We start from the raw sequence: 13,109 nt of genomic DNA, 5'->3' as shown, positions 1-13,109 counted from the left end.
AGAATCTTTCATGAACAACGAACGCATCCAGCAGATTGCCCGCGCCGCCGGTTTCGTCACCGTGCTGCTGGTTGCGATCATGCTGGCCGGCTGCGTCAACACGCCGCCCACCGCAGTGCTTCAGCCGATGACCGCGCGGCCGGCGCCCAAACCGGACTTCGTGCAGAACGCCGGTGCCATTTTCCAGCCGACCGGCGGTGCCCGTCCGCTGTTCGAGGATCGCCGCGCGCGCTACGTCGGCGATACGCTGGTCATCAACATCAGCGAACGTACCCAGGCGGCGAAGAAGTCGGCCAGTACGGCAGACCGCACGCAGGATATCGAAATGGGCGTGCCGACCATCGCAGGACTGCCGGGCAAGAGCCTGCAGGGCGCAACGGTGGCCGCCAACAGCGCAAACGCGTTCTCCGGCAAGGGTGCGTCGTCAGCCGACAACAATTTCACCGGCACCATCACGGTCACGGTGATCGAAGTGCTGCCGAACGGCAACCTGGTGGTATCCGGCGAAAAGCAGGTTGCGATCAATCAGGGCAACGAATTCATTCGCTTCTCGGGCGTCGTCAATGCGACCCAGATTTCCGGTGCGAATACCGTTCAGTCGACCCAGGTGGCCGATGCGCGCATCGAGTACCGGGCTAATGGCTACATCGACGAAGCGCAGGTCATGGGCTGGCTGGCGCGCTTCTTCCTGACCTTCATGCCACTGTAAAGCGATCTGCGTGATGCGGGATTCGTCGTCTTTTCCGTTGATTGAAAGCGCCCTGTGCGCCGTATAAAGACCTTTCACGCTGATCAGGAAGCAACGCCCGGAGGGCGAACTGTCATGAAACGGATAACGATTTTTCTGCTGCTTGCACTGCTTTCGGTTGCGCCGGTGCACGCCGAGCGGATCAAGGATCTCGCGACGCTGGCCGGCGTACGCAACAATCAACTGATTGGCTACGGTCTGGTGGTCGGCCTGGACGGCTCGGGCGACCAGACCACGCAAACGCCCTTCACCGTGCAGAGTGTGATCAACATGCTGGGCAATCTGGGCGTGACGCTGCCGCCCGGACAGAACCTGCAGCTCAAGAACGTGGCGGCCGTGATGGTCACCGCCAACCTGCCGCCCTTTGCGCGGCAGGGACAGGCGCTGGATATCACCGTGTCGTCGATGGGCAACGCAAAGAGTCTGCGCGGCGGCACACTGGTGATGACACCGCTGAAGGGTGCCGACGGTCAGGTTTACGGCATGGCCCAAGGCAATGTGGTGGTCGGCGGCGTCGGTGCCGCAGCGGGCGGCGCTTCGGTCACCGTCAATCATCTGTCGGTTGGCCGCATCGCCGGCGGGGCGACGGTCGAACGCGCGGTGCCGACCAGCGTCGGCGAGGGCGGGTTTGTCGAGCTTGAGACCAATACAACCGATTTCGGTACGGCCCAGCGCATGGTTGAAGCCATCAACAAGGCCATGCTGCCGGGAACCGCGGTGGCCGCCGATGCCCGGCGCATCCGGGTGCGCGCACCACTTGATCCGGGCGAACGCGTGGCATTCATGAGCCAGCTGGAAAACATAGATGTGACGCCCGCGCAGCAGGCGGCCAAGGTGGTCGTCAACTCGCGCACGGGTTCGGTGGTGATGAATCAGGCCGTGACGCTAGATACCTGTGCAGTCGCGCACGGCAACCTCACAGTCACGGTCACTGCCGAGCCGGTGATCAGCCAGCCCGGTCCGCTATCGGGTGGGCAGACCGTGGTGACGGAACGCAACCAGATCGACATCCAGCAGGAAGGCAGCGCGCTGATCAACGTGAAGAAGGGGGCCAATCTGTCCGAGGTTGTCCGTGCACTCAATGCGCTGGGTGCCAATCCGCAGGACCTGATCATCATCCTGCAGGCGATGAAGGCGGCCGGTGCGTTGCGCGCCGAACTGGAAGTGATCTGATGGAAAACAGCGGCCTCACCTCGCTGGCGGCCGATGTACGCGGGCTGGACGTGCTGCGCCGCGCCTCGCGCGACAACTCGCCGGAGGCTTTGAAGGCGGCGGCCAAGCAGTTCGAAGCCATGTTCCTGCAGGTGGTGATCAAGTCGATGCGCGAGGCGTCTCCCGGCGACGAACTGTTCGGCGGGCAGGAAAGCAAGATGTACCAGGACATGCTCGACCAGCAGTGGGCCCAGGTCATGAGCGAAGGCGGAGGTACCGGGCTGGCGAAGGTTCTTGAGCGGCAGCTGTCCGCAAATGCCCGCAGCGCAGACACGTCGCTGCCGATCGATCTCAAGCCGCTGTCCGACGCGGCGCAGTTTTCCGGCATTGCGATGATGCCGCCGGCGGCAATCTCTGCCGTGCGCAGGCAGACATTGCAGGGCGGTGCGGCAACACCCGTCGATTCGTCATCGCAGTCGGTGCTGGCCGGTCTTGCCGCGGAACAGCCGCCAGTCAGCAGTCCGAATGTGCCGGCGCATGCTCGGAGCTTTGTCGAGCGCGTGTGGCCGGCGGCGCTGTCGGCCAGTCGCGCGACCGGCATTCCGGCCCAGTTCCTGGTTGCCCAGGCTGCGCTGGAAACCGGCTGGGGACGCGCCGAGCTGTCGGCGGCCGATGGTTCGGCCAGCCACAACCTCTTCAACATCAAGGCAGGCAGCAGCTGGCAGGGCCCGACCGTGAAGGTTTCGGCGAGTGAATTCGTGGATGGCCGCTGGACCCGTGAGGACAGCGCCTTCCGCCGCTACGGCTCCTACGAGGAAAGCTTTGCCGACTACGCGAAGCTGCTCCTTGACCAGCCGCGCTATGCGCGCGTGGTCGGCGCGCAGGACGCCGGCAGCTTCGCGCGCGGCCTGCAGCAGTCGGGCTACGCGACCGACCCGATGTACGGCGCCAAGCTGGAACGCATCATCAACGGCCCGCTGCTGCGGTCGGCGCTGGCCGAATGAGTCATTGAACGAGATCGGCAAATCGGGGCGGTGCATCAAGGAAGCAATTCGAGGCAGCGCCGCCGGATGAGATCGGCCTGACCGTCTGCGCCCGCTTCGCGCAATGCGCGGACGCACACATCGATTGCTTCGTGCAGGGACGCTTCGTCGGTCACCGCACGCAACGCGGGCTTGATCCGTGCAGTATCGCCGCGCAGAGCGCGCTCCATGGCGTCCATCAGATACAGGCGGGCAATGGCGAGCGAGCGCCGGGTCGGCGGCCCTCCATCAGTGCCCCGACGTTCAAGCGCGACCAATCCGAGTTCGAGCAGTGTGGCGGCCGCGGCAAGCAGACGCGGCCCCTCTGCGGCGGGTCGGCCAAGGACGGCAAACAGGGCGGCAAAGTCCTGCCGCCCATCCACCACAATCAGCAGCACGCGCGCCAGCGGATCCAGCCGGTCACTGCGCCGGACCAATTCGGCGCGCCCGGCCATTGTCTTGGAAGGCACGTCGGTGCTGCGTATGCGGTCAATAGTCCCGGTCATTCGGTCCATTGTTGCAGGCCAGTGTGACGGAAATAAAAAAGCTGGCAAAGGTTTTGCTTAGATGAGTCGTAAGCACTCTGAACGAGACGACAAATCATGGGAACGCAGCTCTACAACATCGGGATCACCGGACTGAACGCCGCACAGGCGGGGCTGATCACCACCGGTCACAACATTTCGAACGCGGCCACGCCCGGCTTCACCCGGCAGCAGGTGGTGCTCGGGACGAACGATCCGCAACTGACCGGCAGCGGCTTCCTTGGTCAAGGCGCGCGAATCGAAACGGTGCGGCGCATCTACAGCCAGTTCCTGACCGCCCAGGTGATGGAGGCAAAGACCCAGAGCGCGGAATACGGTGCCTACGCCGACCAGATTGCTGCGCTAGATAATCTGCTTGCCGACCCTGAGGCCGGCTTGTCGCCTGCAATGTCCGATTTCTTCGACGCCCTGCAGAGCGTGTCGGCGTCGCCCACCTCGCTGGCGTCACGACAGTCGGCGATTTCCGCTGCGCAGTCGATGACGGCCCGCTTCAATGCGCTGGATGCGCGGCTCGAACAGGTCCGCACCGGCCTCAACGGAGAAATCTCCGGCTCGGTGGAAGAGATCAACCAGCTCGCGTCGCAGATCGCCCGCTACAACGACCAGATCGCGGTCGCCGAGTCCACCACCGGTGCCAACCGGCTCGCCAATGACATGCTCGATGCGCGCGAGCGGCTGATCACCGAACTGAATGAACTGGTCCGCGTGACCCAGTTGCAGCAGAGCGACGGTTCGATCAATCTGTTCATCGGCAACGGGCAGCCCGTGGTGGTCGGTGGCAGTGCCTTCAGCATGAGCGCATCGCCTTCGGTGGAGGACGCCAGTCGCACCGAGGTCACCTACACCGCGCCCGGCGGCGCCGTACTGCGGCTGCAGGAAGACACCATCACCGGCGGCAAGCTCGGCGGCCTGCTTGCATTCCGCCGCGAAACCCTCGACGAAGCGCAGAACGCACTCGGCCGGATCGCCATCAGCATGGCCGAACAGTTCAATTCGCAGCATGCGCTGGGGCAGGATCTCAATGGTGCGCTGGGTACCAACGTGTTCAACGTTCTCGTGGGCAGTGCGCTGCCGGCCAACACCAACAGCACAGTAGCCGCTGCACTGGTGAATGTGACGATCAGCAACTCTTCGGACCTCACCACGAGCGACTATCGTCTGAATTTCGACGGTGCGGCCTACACACTCACCCGTCTGTCGGACAACCAGAGCTGGACGGCCGCGACCCTGGGCGGGCTGCCTCCGGCCGGCAGCCCGCAGGGCTTCACACTCGATTCGGGGGCGACCACGCTGGCCGCCGGTGACACCTTCCTGATCCAGCCGACCCGCAATGGCGGCTCGGACATCCGCACCGTCATCACAGATCCGCGCATGCTGGCGCTGGCGATGCCGGTCAGCACCTCGGCGGCTCTCGCCAACACCGGTAACGGCAGCATCAGCGCCGGTGCAGTGAGCTCGACCACCGGCTTGCCGCTTGGTGGCCCGATCACGCTGACCTTCGATGCCACGGCGAATGTTTTCAACGTAACCGGTGGCCCTGGCGGCACGATTGCCTACAACCCGGCGACCGAGTCGGCCGGCAAGAGCTTCACCTTCGCCGGTCAGGGCGGCTTCACCTTCCAGATGTCCGGTCTGCCGCGCAATGGCGACACCTTCACCATCGCGCCCAACAGCAGCGGCCAGGGCGACAACCGCAACCTGCTTGAACTCGCGGCGCTGCAGAACGCGAACACGATCGCCGGTGGCACGACCGGCTTTCAGGGGGCCTATGCCCAGATGGTGGCGTCCGTCGGTGCCCAGGCCCGTGAAGTGCAGGTGAACCAGACGGCTCAGCGCGTGCTGCTGTCGCGCGTCGAGGAGTCGCAGCAATCTTTGTCCGGCGTCAATCTCGATGAAGAGGCGGCCAACCTGCTGCGCTACCAGCAGGCCTACCAGGCCGCCGGAAAGATGATTGAACTTGCGAGCCGCCTGTTCGATACCTTGTTGCAGATCGGTCGTTGAGGAGAATCCTGATGCGTGTATCCACCAATACCGTCTATGAAGCCGGCACTTCGGGTCTGGTCCGCCAGAGCGCCGATCTGTTTCGTACCCAGCAGCAGATGTCATCGGGAAAGCGCGTGCTTGCGCCGTCCGATGATCCGGTCGCCTCGGCGGCGGCGCTGGAGATCGACCAGATCAAGGCGATGAATGACCAACACGCGGTGAACCGGCGCGATGCCACCAGTGCGCTGGGCTTTGCCGAATCGCAGATTTCCACCGCCGGAGACCTGATCGCATCGATCCGGGAACGTCTGATCCAGGCCGGCAACGGCGCGCTGAGCGACAGCGATCTGAAATCGATCGCCACCGACATCCGCGGCAGCTTCGCCGGGCTGATGGGGGTCGCCAATTCGCGCGATGCCTTCGGCGACTTCCTGTTCTCGGGCTATCGCAGCGACACGCAGCCGTTTGCCGGCAGCGTCGAGGCGGGTGTCACCTACGCCGGCGACGACGGCCAGCGCGAGGCGCAGGTCGGCTCCGCCCGGCGCCTTGCAGTCAGTGATTCCGGCAGTACGGTTTTCATGCGCATGCGCACCGGCAACGGCGATTTCACGATGCGCCCCGGTGCGGGAAACACCGGTAGCGCAGTCAGTGATCTGGGCAGCGTGACCAGCGGTGTCGACTGGAATGCCCTGACCAACGGCGGCAGCTTCAACATCGTGTTTGACGTGACCAACAACGTCACCACCTACGACATCATCGACAACACCTCGGGCAATTCGATGCTGACGGGCGCCGCGCCGGGTGCCGCGCCTTACCCACGGACATATGTCGAAGGCGATACGATCACGCTGGCGTCGCAGGGCGCCGAACCGGCGTTCGATCTCGGTGCGCGTTTCTCGATCACCGGTTCGCCGGCTACCGGCGACAGCTTTTCGCTCGATCGCAGCGCCACGCAGAGCGTGTTCGAAACTATCTCCGATGTGGTGCTGGCGCTGGAACGCGGTACCAACGGAAATCCGGTGGCTATCGCGGCCCTGAACAACACGCTGTCGGCCACGATAGGCAATATCGATCAGTCGCAGGAAGCCCTGCTCACCGTTCGCTCGCGCATTGGCGCGCGCACGGCCGAACTGGATGCGCTGAATTCGCTCGGCGCCGATGTCGATCTGCAGTTCCAGTCGCAGCTTGCCGACCTGCGGGACCTGAACTACACCGAGGCGATCAGCCGCCTGACGCAGCAACAGACCTATCTGCAGGCGGCGCAGCAGTCCTTCCTGAAGGTATCAGGGCTGTCGCTGTTCAACTACCTCTGAGGCGCGCCATGAACATCAGGATGATCGCGTTGATCGCCCCCTGCCTGCTGGCTGCATGTACGTCACTCGACCGTACGCTGCCGAATTCAGGTTCGGTCATTCCGAATACGAAGCTGCAGCTGACGCCCGGCTACGCCACCACTCCGGAAAAGCTGATCTATTTTGCCGGCGCCGCCTACGTGGCCTATCTGGTTCTCGACCCGATGGCGCCGAACTGGTCCATCGACGAGGCCAAACTGTCTGAAGACACCTACTACCTCGGCATGAAGAAGGTGCGCATGCGTTCCGGCGGCGAGGGCGAGGCGCGCATGGTGTTCAACCGGCGCGCCGAACAACTGGCCCGTGCCGGCGGCTATGCCGGTTACCAGATCGTCAGCTACAGCGAAGGCATTCAGTCCGACCTGATCGCGCAGCGGGTGGGTGAGGGCGTCATCCAGCTAATGCACGGCACGCGCTGACCAGCACTGAACGCGGACATCCGTGGTTGCTTCGCAGGCCGGTCCGCCGCTGCGGCGCCTCGGGTAGACTTCGCCCGATGCCGCTCCCCTACTGGCGCCTTTCCGCCTACTACTTCTTCTATTTCGCCTTCGTAGGCGCCTTTTCGCCCTACTTCGGTCTCTACCTTTCTTCCATCCATTTCTCCGCGGCCGACATCGCCATTGTCATGTCGCTGATGCAGGTCATGCGGATTCTCGCGCCCAGCCTATGGGGCTGGCTGGCCGACCGCATCGGTGCCAGGGTGCCCATCGTGCGTGCGGCGGGGCTGGCCAGTCTCGCCGGTTTCCTGATTTTCTTCACCACCGACCAGTTCATCGGCGTCTTCGTCGCCATGGCGCTGATGTCCTTTTTCTGGAGTGCGTCGCTGCCGTTGGTAGAAGCGCTGACGCTGGAGCACCTGAAATCCAGCGTGTCGCGCTATGGCGCCATCCGGGTCTGGGGCTCGATCGGCTTCGTCGTTACGGTGCTGGTGCTGGGTGACGTACTGGAACGCACCGGACTGGATGCGGTGCTGTGGGCATGCAGCCTGCTGCTGGCCGGCATCTTTCTGTTCGCGATGTGCGTGCCGGAGGCGCCGGTGCATGCCGGCGCGGTGGCGGCCACGCAGTCGCTGCGTACCATCCTGCGCAGCCGCCCGGTCGCAGGGCTGTTCGGTGCGGCCTTCTTCATGAGTTGTGCGCATGGCGCGCTGTATGTGTTCTATTCGATTCATCTTGACGAGCATGGCTACAGCAAGCGGGTGATCGGCGGGCTGTGGACACTGGGCGTGCTGGCCGAGATCGGCGTTTTCCTGTGCATGCCATGGCTGCTGCGTCGTTTCACGCTGCGCGCTCTGTTGCTGGTGGCGCTGATGGCGGCGGTGCTTCGCTTTGCGGTCATCGGCTGGGCAGTCACCGCACCGCTCTGGCTGATCGGCGCGCAACTGCTGCATGGCCTGACCTTCGGCGCCTTTCATGCCGGTTCGGTGGCGGCGCTGAACCAGTGGTTCGACGCGCGCCAGCAGGCGCGGGCGCAGGCGTTGTATGGCAGCGTGTCATTCGGCGCCGGCGGCATGGTGGGCGGTTTGCTGGCCGGCTGGATGTGGGCGCCGCTGGGCGGCGCCTGGGCGTTCTCGGTCAGTGCGCTGTTCGCGGTCGCCGGCTACGCCTTGCTGCGCTGGATGTGGCGCCCGGAAAGCGCGCCCGGGCACGGCTGAGCGCACGCCGGCCGGTTATAATCTCCGGTTTGGCTGATCAGCGGGAATCGTTTCAATGGCGCAAACGCTTTACGACAAATTGTGGTCCGGCCATGTCGTGCATACCGAAGACGACGGCACGACGCTGCTCTACATCGATCGCCACCTGGTGCATGAAGTCACCAGTCCGCAGGCCTACGAAGGCCTGCGTCTGGCCGGTCGCAAGCCCTGGCGAACGGGTTCCATCGTGGCGACCGCCGATCACAACGTGCCAACCGACGGCTCGGATCTGGCGGTGGCCGATCCGACCTCGCGTGCCCAGGTCGAAACGCTGGACGACAACATCCGTACCTACGGCGCGCTGGCCTATTTTCCCTACCGCGACAAGCGGCAGGGCATCGTGCACGTGATCGGACCGGAAAACGGCGTCACCCTGCCGGGCATGACCGTGGTGTGCGGCGACTCGCATACCTCGACGCACGGCGCGTTCGCCTGTCTGGCGCAGGGCATCGGCACGTCGGAAGTCGAACACGTGCTCGCCACGCAGTGCCTGCTGCAGAAGAAATCGAAGTCGATGCTGGTCCGGGTCGAAGGCGATCTGGGCCGCGGCGTCAGTGCCAAGGACATCGCGCTGTACGTGATCGGCCAGATCGGCACCGCCGGCGGAACCGGCTTCGCGATCGAATTCGGCGGCTCGGCCATCCGCGCGCTGTCGATGGAAGGGCGCATGACCCTCTGCAACATGGCGATCGAGGCCGGTGCGCGGGCCGGCATGGTCGCCGTCGACCAGACCACGATCGACTACCTGCGCGGCCGGCCGTTTGCGCCGCGCGACGAACAGTGGGAGCGGGCGGTCGAGTACTGGCGCACGCTGAAATCCGACGATGGCGCACAGCACGACCGTGTGGTCGACATCGATGCCCGCAGGATCACGCCGCAGGTCACCTGGGGCACGTCGCCCGAAATGGTGACCGACATCCGCGGCCAGGTGCCGGCACCCGAGGATTTCGCCGATCCGGTGCAGCGCGAAGGCGTGGCGCGCGCGCTGCAATACATGGGGCTGACCCCGCGTACTCCGATCGACCAGATCCGGATCGACAAGGTGTTCATCGGTTCCTGTACCAATTCGCGCATCGAAGACCTGCGCGCGGCCGCCAAGGTGGTGCAGGGTCGGCACATCGCCGAAAACGTGAAGCTGGCCATGGTGGTGCCGGGCTCCGGCCTGGTCCGGGCGCAGGCCGAAGCCGAAGGGCTGGACAAGGTGTTCAAGGCGGCCGGCTTCGAGTGGCGCGAGCCGGGCTGTTCGATGTGTCTGGGCATGAATGCAGACCGGCTCGACCCGGGCGAGCGCTGTGCTTCGACCTCGAACCGCAATTTCGAAGGTCGTCAGGGTGCGGGGGGACGCACCCATCTGGTCAGTCCGCAGATGGCGGCGGCGGCGGCGATCGCCGGCCGCTTCGCCGATGTGCGCGATGTCGTTTGAAAATCCGGGAGAGCGGGCATGAAGCTGATCGTAGTGTGCATGAGCGCCATGGCGCTGCTGCTGGCGGGTTGCAACACCGTCGAAGGGCTGGGCAAGGACATCAAGAAGGGTGGCGAAGCCATCGAGAAGTCGGCCAAGTAGGAAAAATCAGAGAACGAGCCAGGCAAAACATGCAATGAATCCTTTCACCACACTTGACGGACTGGTCGCGCCGCTGGACCGCGCGAACGTCGATACCGACGCCATCATTCCGAAGCAGTACCTGAAGTCGATCAAGCGCTCGGGCTTCGGCCCGACGCTGTTCGACGAATGGCGCTATCTAGACGTCGGCCAGCCGGGGCAGGACCATTCGAAGCGGCCGCTCAATCCCGACTTCGTGCTGAACCAGCCGCGCTTCCAGGGCGCCAGCATCCTGCTGGTGCGCGAAAACTTCGGATGCGGCTCGTCGCGCGAACACGCGCCCTGGGCGATCGAGGATTTCGGCTTCCGCGCCATCCTCGGCACGACGTTCGCCGACATCTTCTTCAACAACTGCTTCAAGAACGGTCTGCTGCCGATCCGTCTGCCGCAGACCGAACTGGAACAGCTGTTCCTGCAGTGCGCCGGCACGCCGGGCTATCGGCTGCGCATCGATCTGGAAAGCCAGACCGTGATCCGGCCGGACGGCCACGTCATCCGCTTTGACGTCGAAGCCTTCCGCAAGTACTGCCTGCTGAACGGCTTCGACGACATCGGCCTGACCTTGCGTCAGGCGGACAAGATCCGTGAATTCGAAGCCCGTCGCCGCATCGAACAACCCTGGCTGTTTGCCTGAACTCTGGAGCGTCCATTGAAAGTCTGCGTTATTCCCGGTGACGGCATCGGCATCGAAATCACGGCCGAGGCGCTGCGCGTGCTCGAAGCGCTGCGCAGCGACGGGCTGAAGATCGAATTCGAACAGGCGCTGCTCGGCGGCTGCGCGGTGGACGCCACCGGCAAGCCCTACCCGGAAGCGACCTCGAGACTGGCGCGCGAAGCCGACGCCATCCTGCTCGGCGCGGTCGGCGGTCCGAAGTGGGACACGCTGCCGCGCGAACAGCGTCCCGAGCGCGGCTTGCTCGGCATCCGCGCCGAACTGGGTGTGTTCGCCAACCTGCGCCCGGCCATCCTGTATCCGGAACTGGCGAATGCGTCGTCGCTGAAACCCGAGGTGGTGTCCGGACTGGACATCCTGATCGTGCGCGAACTGACCGGCGACATCTATTTCGGCCAGCCGCGCGGCATCGAGGAGCGCGACACGCAATGGGGCCGTCAGCGTGTCGGCTGGAACACGATGATCTACGCTGAAGAGGAAATCCGCCGCATCGGGCGCGTCGCCTTCGAAGCGGCGCGCAAGCGCGGCGGCAAGCTCTGTTCGGTCGACAAGATGAACGTGCTCGAATGCACCCAGCTGTGGCGCGAGGTCATCACGGCCATGGCCGCCGATTATCCGGATGTCGAGCTGTCGCACATGCTGGTCGACAACGCCGCGATGCAGCTGGTGAAGGCGCCGAAGCAGTTCGACGTGATCGTCACCGGCAACATGTTCGGCGACATCCTGTCGGACGAGGCGTCGATGCTCACCGGTTCGATCGGCATGCTGCCGTCGGCGTCGCTGGATGCGAAGAACAAGGGGCTGTACGAGCCCAGCCACGGTTCGGCGCCTGACATCGCCGGCAAGGGCGTGGCCAATCCGCTGGCGACCATCCTGTCGGCGGCGATGCTGCTGCGCTACAGCGGCGAGGACGAAGCGAACGCGGTGCGCATCGAGAATGCGGTGCGCAAGGTGCTGGCCCAGGGCTTCCGCACCGGTGACATCTACGAAGCGGGCACGCAGCGCGTGGGTACGAAGGAAATGGGCGACGCGGTCATCGCGGCGCTGTAACGCTCAGAGGGCAAGACAATGTTGAAGCTGGGTATGGTGGGTTGGCGTGGCATGGTGGGTTCGGTACTCATGCATCGCATGCGCGAAGAGGGCGATTTTTCGCTGGTCGAGCCGGTGTTCTTCACCACGTCCAGCGTCGGTGCGGCCGGTCCGGACGTGGGGCAGGGCAGTGCGTCGCTGCTCGACGCTGCCGACGTCGGCCAGCTGGCGAAGATGGACATCATCATCACCTGCCAGGGCGGCGACTACACGAACGAGGTGTTTCCGAAGCTGCGTGCCGCCGGCTGGAAGGGCTACTGGATCGACGCCGCGTCGGCGCTGCGTATGAAGGACGACGCCATCATCATCCTCGATCCGGTCAACATGGATGTGATCAAGGCCGGTCTGGCCGGCGGCGTGAAGAACTTCATCGGCGGCAACTGCACCGTCAGCCTGATGCTGATGGGCGTCGGCGCATTGTTCACGGCCGGTCTGGTCGAGTGGATGAGCGCCATGACCTATCAGGCGGCATCGGGCGCAGGCGCTCAGAACATGCGCGAACTGCTGTCGCAGATGGGCACCTTGCACGGCGTTGCCGCACCGATGCTGAAGGACAGTTCATCGGCCATCCTGGACATCGATCGCGCGGTCACCGACAGCCTGCGCAGCGCCGATTTTCCGAAGGCGAATTTCGGCGCGCCGCTGGCTGGCTCGCTGATTCCCTACATCGACAAGGAGCTGGACAGCGGCCAGAGCAAGGAAGAGTGGAAGGGGCAGGCAGAAACCAACAAGATCCTCGGTCGCACGGGATCCGCGATCACCCCGATCGACGGCATCTGCGTTCGCGTCGGCGCGATGCGCTGCCATTCACAGGCGCTCACTATCAAGTTGCGCCGCGATGTGCCGTTGGACGAGATCGAAAGCATGATCCGCGAAGCGAATGCCTGGGTGAAGTTCGTACCCAACCATCGCGAGGACAGCATGCGCGACCTGACGCCTGCCGCAGTCAGCGGTTCGCTGACCATTCCGGTCGGTCGCGTACGCAAACTCAATATGGGACCGGACTACCTCGGTGCGTTCACGTGCGGCGACCAGTTGCTGTGGGGCGCCGCCGAACCTCTCCGGCGCATGCTGCGCATCCTGATCGAAGCCTGACCACGCATCGACACATCGCGCTCTCTGTGCGTGATGTGTCGTAACAGACAGTATCGCAACATAAAGCGACTGTTTAGCTTGCAGTGCTAAGACCATGATGTTATTTTGAGATTTGGGTTTTAGCGCGCGAGGAAAACGCGGTGCGTCATAGCGA

At 64.3% G+C, this 13,109-nt stretch carries 13 protein-coding genes; 12 read left to right on the top strand and 1 reads right to left on the bottom strand.

Annotated features, from left to right (window positions below):
* The first annotated feature begins 10 nt into the window (after positions 1 to 10).
* The 3 genes from NMQ16_RS14200 to flgJ all read left to right on the top strand — a co-directional run bounded on the left by NMQ16_RS14200 (position 11) and on the right by flgJ (position 2,904).
* Positions 11 to 709: a flagellar basal body L-ring protein FlgH gene (locus tag NMQ16_RS14200; RefSeq protein WP_257081473.1), complete on the top strand. Its 699-nt coding sequence runs from the start codon at positions 11 to 13 to the stop codon at positions 707 to 709.
* 114 nt (positions 710 to 823) lie between these two features.
* Positions 824 to 1,921: a flagellar basal body P-ring protein FlgI gene (locus NMQ16_RS14195; protein WP_257081472.1), complete on the top strand. Its 1,098-nt coding sequence runs from the start codon at positions 824 to 826 to the stop codon at positions 1,919 to 1,921.
* Positions 1,921 to 2,904 (top strand): flagellar assembly peptidoglycan hydrolase FlgJ, encoded by a 984-nt coding sequence (gene flgJ, locus NMQ16_RS14190; RefSeq protein ID WP_257081471.1) that lies wholly within the window; start codon positions 1,921 to 1,923, stop codon positions 2,902 to 2,904. Before NMQ16_RS14195 ends, flgJ begins: the two co-directional genes overlap by 1 nt.
* Before the next feature lie 35 nt (positions 2,905 to 2,939).
* Here flgJ and NMQ16_RS14185 read toward each other — a convergent pair whose 3' ends face one another.
* Complete coding sequence (locus NMQ16_RS14185; protein ID WP_257081470.1) at positions 2,940 to 3,437, bottom strand: hypothetical protein; 498 nt, start codon at positions 3,435 to 3,437, stop codon at positions 2,940 to 2,942.
* An 87-nt stretch (positions 3,438 to 3,524) separates the two neighbouring features.
* Here NMQ16_RS14185 and flgK point away from each other — a divergent pair, with 87 nt between their 5' ends.
* The 9 genes from flgK (at position 3,525) to asd (ending at position 12,955) form a co-directional block, all read left to right on the top strand.
* Positions 3,525 to 5,468, top strand: coding sequence for a flagellar hook-associated protein FlgK (gene flgK / locus NMQ16_RS14180; protein ID WP_257081469.1), 1,944 nt, complete (start codon positions 3,525 to 3,527; stop codon positions 5,466 to 5,468).
* Positions 5,469 to 5,479: 11 nt separating this feature from the next.
* Complete coding sequence (gene flgL, locus NMQ16_RS14175; protein ID WP_257081467.1) at positions 5,480 to 6,763, top strand: flagellar hook-associated protein FlgL; 1,284 nt, start codon at positions 5,480 to 5,482, stop codon at positions 6,761 to 6,763.
* An 8-nt stretch (positions 6,764 to 6,771) separates the two neighbouring features.
* Entirely contained in the window at positions 6,772 to 7,221 is a 450-nt protein-coding gene (locus tag NMQ16_RS14170; RefSeq protein ID WP_257081465.1) for a hypothetical protein, read from the top strand.
* Between the two features lie 77 nt (positions 7,222 to 7,298).
* Positions 7,299 to 8,456 (top strand): MFS transporter, encoded by a 1,158-nt coding sequence (locus NMQ16_RS14165; RefSeq protein WP_257081463.1) that lies wholly within the window; start codon positions 7,299 to 7,301, stop codon positions 8,454 to 8,456.
* Positions 8,457 to 8,511: 55 nt separating this feature from the next.
* Positions 8,512 to 9,918: a 3-isopropylmalate dehydratase large subunit gene (gene leuC, locus NMQ16_RS14160; RefSeq protein ID WP_257081461.1), complete on the top strand. Its 1,407-nt coding sequence runs from the start codon at positions 8,512 to 8,514 to the stop codon at positions 9,916 to 9,918.
* 18 nt (positions 9,919 to 9,936) lie between these two features.
* Positions 9,937 to 10,059, top strand: a complete 123-nt coding sequence (locus NMQ16_RS14155) for an entericidin A/B family lipoprotein (protein ID WP_069037946.1) — start codon at positions 9,937 to 9,939, stop codon at positions 10,057 to 10,059.
* Positions 10,060 to 10,093: 34 nt separating this feature from the next.
* A complete protein-coding gene (gene leuD, locus NMQ16_RS14150; RefSeq protein WP_069037945.1) occupies positions 10,094 to 10,732 on the top strand; it encodes a 3-isopropylmalate dehydratase small subunit in 639 nt (212 codons plus the stop codon).
* Positions 10,733 to 10,747: 15 nt separating this feature from the next.
* On the top strand, positions 10,748 to 11,821 hold the full coding sequence (gene leuB, locus NMQ16_RS14145; protein WP_257081457.1) for a 3-isopropylmalate dehydrogenase: 1,074 nt from the start codon (positions 10,748 to 10,750) through the stop codon (positions 11,819 to 11,821).
* Positions 11,822 to 11,839: 18 nt separating this feature from the next.
* Entirely contained in the window at positions 11,840 to 12,955 is a 1,116-nt protein-coding gene (gene asd, locus NMQ16_RS14140; protein ID WP_257081456.1) for an aspartate-semialdehyde dehydrogenase, read from the top strand.
* The last annotated feature ends 154 nt before the right edge of the window (positions 12,956 to 13,109 follow it).

It is taken from the genome of Methyloversatilis sp. XJ19-49 (genome assembly GCF_024580145.1).
Lineage (GTDB): Bacteria > Pseudomonadota > Gammaproteobacteria > Burkholderiales > Rhodocyclaceae > Methyloversatilis.
This window is presented reverse-complemented; position numbering and strand designations above follow the sequence as displayed.